The sequence below is a fragment of the Mycobacterium sp. genome (assembly GCF_049673265.1).
In the GTDB taxonomy this organism is placed as follows: Bacteria; Actinomycetota; Actinomycetes; order Mycobacteriales; family Mycobacteriaceae; genus Mycobacterium.
This window is the reverse complement of the sequence record NZ_JBATXN010000587.1, coordinates 1-4,507: the sequence shown is the minus strand read 5'-3', so window position 1 is coordinate 4,507 and position 4,507 is coordinate 1. Positions and strand designations below refer to the sequence as shown.

5 protein-coding genes are annotated in these 4,507 nt (G+C 63.4%); 3 read left to right on the top strand and 2 right to left on the bottom strand.

Annotated features, from left to right (window positions below; genetic code table 11):
* A partial coding sequence (locus tag WBF82_RS19930; RefSeq protein WP_424384663.1) for a protein adenylyltransferase SelO family protein occupies positions 1-657 on the bottom strand: 657 nt, incomplete at its 3' end.
* Positions 658-707: 50 nt separating this feature from the next.
* Positions 708-1,274 carry a hemerythrin domain-containing protein gene (locus WBF82_RS19925; RefSeq protein ID WP_424384662.1) on the bottom strand — a complete coding sequence of 189 codons (567 nt, stop codon included), beginning with the start codon at positions 1,272-1,274 and terminating at the stop codon, positions 708-710.
* Positions 1,275-1,427: 153 nt separating this feature from the next.
* On the opposite strand from WBF82_RS19925, the gene WBF82_RS19920 reads away from it, so the two are divergent.
* The 3 genes from WBF82_RS19920 to WBF82_RS19910 all read left to right on the top strand — a co-directional run.
* Positions 1,428-2,393, top strand: coding sequence for a PE-PPE domain-containing protein (locus WBF82_RS19920; protein WP_424384661.1), 966 nt, complete (start codon positions 1,428-1,430; stop codon positions 2,391-2,393).
* 1 nt (position 2,394) lies between these two features.
* Positions 2,395-3,639 (top strand): sulfotransferase family protein, encoded by a 1,245-nt coding sequence (locus tag WBF82_RS19915; protein ID WP_424384660.1) that lies wholly within the window; start codon positions 2,395-2,397, stop codon positions 3,637-3,639.
* Positions 3,640-3,694: 55 nt separating this feature from the next.
* Positions 3,695-4,507, top strand: an 813-nt coding sequence (locus tag WBF82_RS19910; RefSeq protein WP_424384664.1) for an MBL fold metallo-hydrolase, incomplete at its 3' end; no start/stop codon positions are given.

Here is a 4,507-nt window from a genome sequence, read left to right as displayed (position 1 = left end):
GGCGTCGGCCGCGGCGGGGTGGTGGCGGGCGATCGCGTGGTCGGCCAGCCGTCGCAGCAGGTCGAGATTGGCGGTGGCTGCGGCGTATTGGAAGCTCCCCACCCGCAGATGGCTGCTGGCGACGCGGGTGAGCACGGCGCCGGGCAGCAGCGTCTCGCGCTGCACCGGGCGTCCGGTGCCGACCACTGCCAGCGATCGCGTCGTCGGGACACCCAGCGCGTGCATGGCCTCGCTGATGATGTATTCGCGCAGCATCGGTCCCACCGCGGCGAGGCCGTCACCGCCGCGGGCGAAGGGCGTCGGGCCCGAGCCTTTCAGATGGATGTCGCGGATGCGCCCGTCGGTGCCGACGAGCTCACCGAGCAGCAGCGCGCGCCCGTCGCCCAACCGTGGCACGTAACCGCCGAACTGATGGCCGGCGTAGGCCTGGGCTACCGGAGCGGCATCGTCGGGAACCAGGTTGCCCACCAAGAAACGCAGCCCTTCGGGACCGCGCAGCCAGGCCACGTCGAGGTCGAGCTCTGTGGCCAGCGGCTCGTTGAGCGCCAGCAGCTGCAGGTCGGGGAAGGTCTCGGCTTGCCACCGGACAGCCATCTCGGGCAAGTCGCGGAAGAAGCGGTCTTGCAGGGCAACGGTGGTATCCGGAGCAACGCTCACTTCACCCACAGTACGGAGGAGTTAACCGGTGCCCTCACATCGCGGTTGGTTTAACTGCGGGCACTATCAATCAGGTCGCGGGCACGGTCGAGCATCGACGCGAACGGTCCGACGGCGAAATTCAAAAGAGGCGATTCCACCCCGGCGTGCGGGCGGGTTGGTGCGATGGCCTCGGCAGCCTGAACCGCTGATGTCAGCCGCTTACGCTCGTCGGCGTTGAGTTCCTGCTGCAACTTCGGGAATTCGAATTTCTCCTCATGGGCGGCGTGGTCGAGCACTGCGTCGCGCAGCTTGATCAGCTCGTCGATGAACTGTTGCGAGGTGATGTCGAGCTTCTCGATTGTGGACAACAGCTCCTTCGCCTCGTGCTCCTCTTCGAGCCGAGCATCGACAATCGAGTCGATCGCATCAACCTCACGGCGCACCCGAGGATGCACGACCATCTCCTCGGCCGTCTCGTGCACGGCCAGCAATTGGCGCAACTGAACAAATGGCTTCTCGCGCGCTTGCGGGTCTGATGCATGCAGGACTTGGTCGAACATGTCCTCGATGAGGTTGTGCTGCGCTTTAAGGAACGCGATCACTTCGTCGGGGGTTTGAATAATCATCTCGGACATTCCCCCTGCTTACCCCGGCCCGACTCAGCTAAACGCAGCGACGTGGGCCGTCAAAGACTGAGAGCTCCTTGAAACCAGCATTAACTTCAGATAAGAAGATGCGATGACGCAGCTCACATTGGGCGCGCTCTGGTGGGAGTAAGGAGTGTTGCGGTGAACGGATATAAGTCGCTCGCGAAGCTGGCCGTCGTGGGCGTGTTCGTTGGCCTGGCTAGCGCGATGATCAATCAAGCCGCCCCCGCCTACGCGGACGACGCGTTATCCGGGAGCGAGACGGCGATCATCCTGGGCGGAACCACCGAGCCGATGCCGTCGACCGAGTTCGCGCAGACCGCTGAGGATCTGTTTCTGAACCCGTTGGATTTCGACGGTGGCGCGACCGGCTCGACGGTCTGCGACATGATCGGGACTGACCCGTGCGCCGCGCCGCTGCAGGTCCTGACCACGCCCGAGCTGGTCCAACAGGGACCGAGTAGTCTCACCGGCGCCGACGACGTCGTTCTCGCCGTGGAGAACGAATTTAACGCCGATCCGGGCGCTTTCAGCGCCGAGCACCCGCTGACAATCTTCGGATACTCGCAAAGCGCCACCGTCGAGTCGATCGCGATGACCCGGCTCGAAGAAGCCGGCATTCCCAGCGACGATCTGCACTTCGTGTTCATCGGCGACCCGTCGCTTCCCGTCACCGGCGTTTGGTCCAACCTGGAAACGGACATGGATCAGACCCTCGGTACGAGCTTCACGAACTCTCTGCTCAACCTCTTACAGATGAACGAGGTCCTTGGCAACGTGACTCCGGACGACCTGTACCCGGCGACCATCTACAGTCTGGACACCGATCCGGTCGCCAACTTCGAAGAGGAGTTCGCAACGAAGGGCCTGTTTGGCGCGCTGCTAGACATCTTCGGTCCGCACGTGGAGTACCTGGGGTTGACACCGACGGAAGTCGCTGACGCGACGACGACGACCGACGGCCAGCTCACACTTGTCGACATCCCCCTCCCCGCCGATAACGTCGACGCGTGGCTTAGTGCAGTGCTCCTCCACGGGGCCGCCGACAGCGGACTGTTGCAGAGCCTATTCGGGTCTCTCGAACTGCTTTTCACCAACACGTTCTGACTTGAGTATCGACTTTGACGATTTGACGTCGCCGCGGCTGACCGATGTACAGCGTCAGATTCTGGAATTCACTGAGGCCAAACGCATCGACTTCGACATCGATCGGATGCTTGATGAGGCGACCGAGCAAGCGGGCGTCGACGACCTGGACGATGCCGACGGCTTCCGTGACCGCTTGACCACGCATCTGGCCGCGATCGAAGCCGACCATGGTCTGACCCAGCTCACCCGCTCGTCGCTGCGGCAACGAGTGGTGCGCCTGCTGCGCAACCGGCTGTCGCTGACCGACCTGCTCAAGCGGTATCCCGAGATCGAGTCGATCCGAATCGAGAAGCCGTTCATCGTCGTCGGGATGCCACGATCCGGCACCACTCACCTGGTCAATCTCATCGCAGCCGATCCGCGACGGCGCGCGCTGCCGTATTGGGAGAGCCAGGATCCGATCCCGGTGCCCGGCGCAGGACCCGACATCTTCGGCGTCGACCCCCGTTACGCGCGAGCTAAATCCGAACACGACGCGCTGATGGCTAGCGCCCCCGTCGTGGCCGCGATGCACGACCGGTTCCCCGAGGCGATCGAAGAGGAAGTGGAACTGCTCGACCTCGATCTCGCCGGCTACGTTCTGGAATGGCATGCACGCGTGCCGGATTGGCGAGACTTCTACCTGAGCCTCGATCAAAACCGGCACTACGCATACATGAAGAAAGTCTTGCAGGCGTTGACCTTCCTGCGTGGTCCGCGAACCTGGGTGCTGAAAAGTCCGCAACATTGTGAGCAACTCGGCCCGCTGATGGCCACCTTCCCGGACGCGATAGTGGCGTTCACGCATCGCGATCCGGTGGCGGTGATCCAGTCGGCGATCACGATGATGGCCTACTCCGACCGGTTGCGCCGGACCAGCATCGAACCAGACTGGCTGCTGGACTACTGGAGCGACCGGGTGCACCGGCTGCTCAGCGCGTGCGTGCGTGACCGCGACCTGGTGCCGGCCGAACGCAGCATTGACATCAGCTTCCACCATCTCAACGGCAACGAAATGCCCTTGCTGGACGAGCTTTACCGACGCGGCGCAGTCGAACTGACACCCAAGGTGCGCGCTAGCTTCCAGCGTTACCTCGACGGCAATCCCCGCGGCAAGCACGGCCATATCCGCTACGACCTGCAACGGCACTTCGGCATCTCGCCCGACGAACTCCGCGCCCGGTTCGACTTTTATTTCGACAGGTTCGACGTACGCGCCGAATGAAGGAGAAACAGTGACGTTTGAACCGGTCTACCGCACCCGGCCGGGCGCCGACGCCATGCGCCCGGCATCCGCGGAAACGGCCGAGCAGATCGGCCCGGGGCTGTGGTGCTCGCCAGGCTTGTCGAATTCCTACCTGTTGACCACGAATGACGGCCGGGTGATCGTCAACACCGGGATGGGCTTCGAGGGACCCGTGCACCGCGCCAACTTCGATGCCGTCGACGCCTCGCCGGTGCGCTACATCATCTTCACCCAGGGTCACGTCGACCACGTCGGCGGTTTGGACAGTGTGCGAGACCCGGATACAACGGTTGTCGCACAAGCGAATTGGACGCTATGGCGAGACGACAACGAACGGCTGATCCCGTATCGGGCCAGCCGCAGCGCGTTTGCTTTCAAGGACACCCTGGCGACCGGTATCCAGGCCATCCAACGCCGTCTGGGCACCAAGCGCCTGCCGGCGCAAAGCGTTCCCGCCGTCGACCTCGACTTCGAAGACACGCTTACGCTCGAAGTCGGTGGTCGGCGCATGGAGTTGATCTCGGTGCCGGGCGGCGAAACCAGCGACTCGCTGGTGATTTGGTTGCCGGATGAACGGATCTGCCTGTGCGGAAACACTTTCGGACCACTCCTCGGCCATATCCCCAACCTCGTCACGATACGCGGCGACCGATACCGCGACGCATTGACAGCCATCGCGTCGGTCGAGCGGGTTCGCGATCTGCAACCCGAGTTGTTGGTGACGGGCCACTTCGACCCGATCGCGGGCGTCGATCGCATCAACGCCGAGCTGACCCGGCTGCGCGACGCCATCGCCTACATTCACGACCAGACCGTCGCCGGGATGAACGCCGGCAAAGATGTCCGA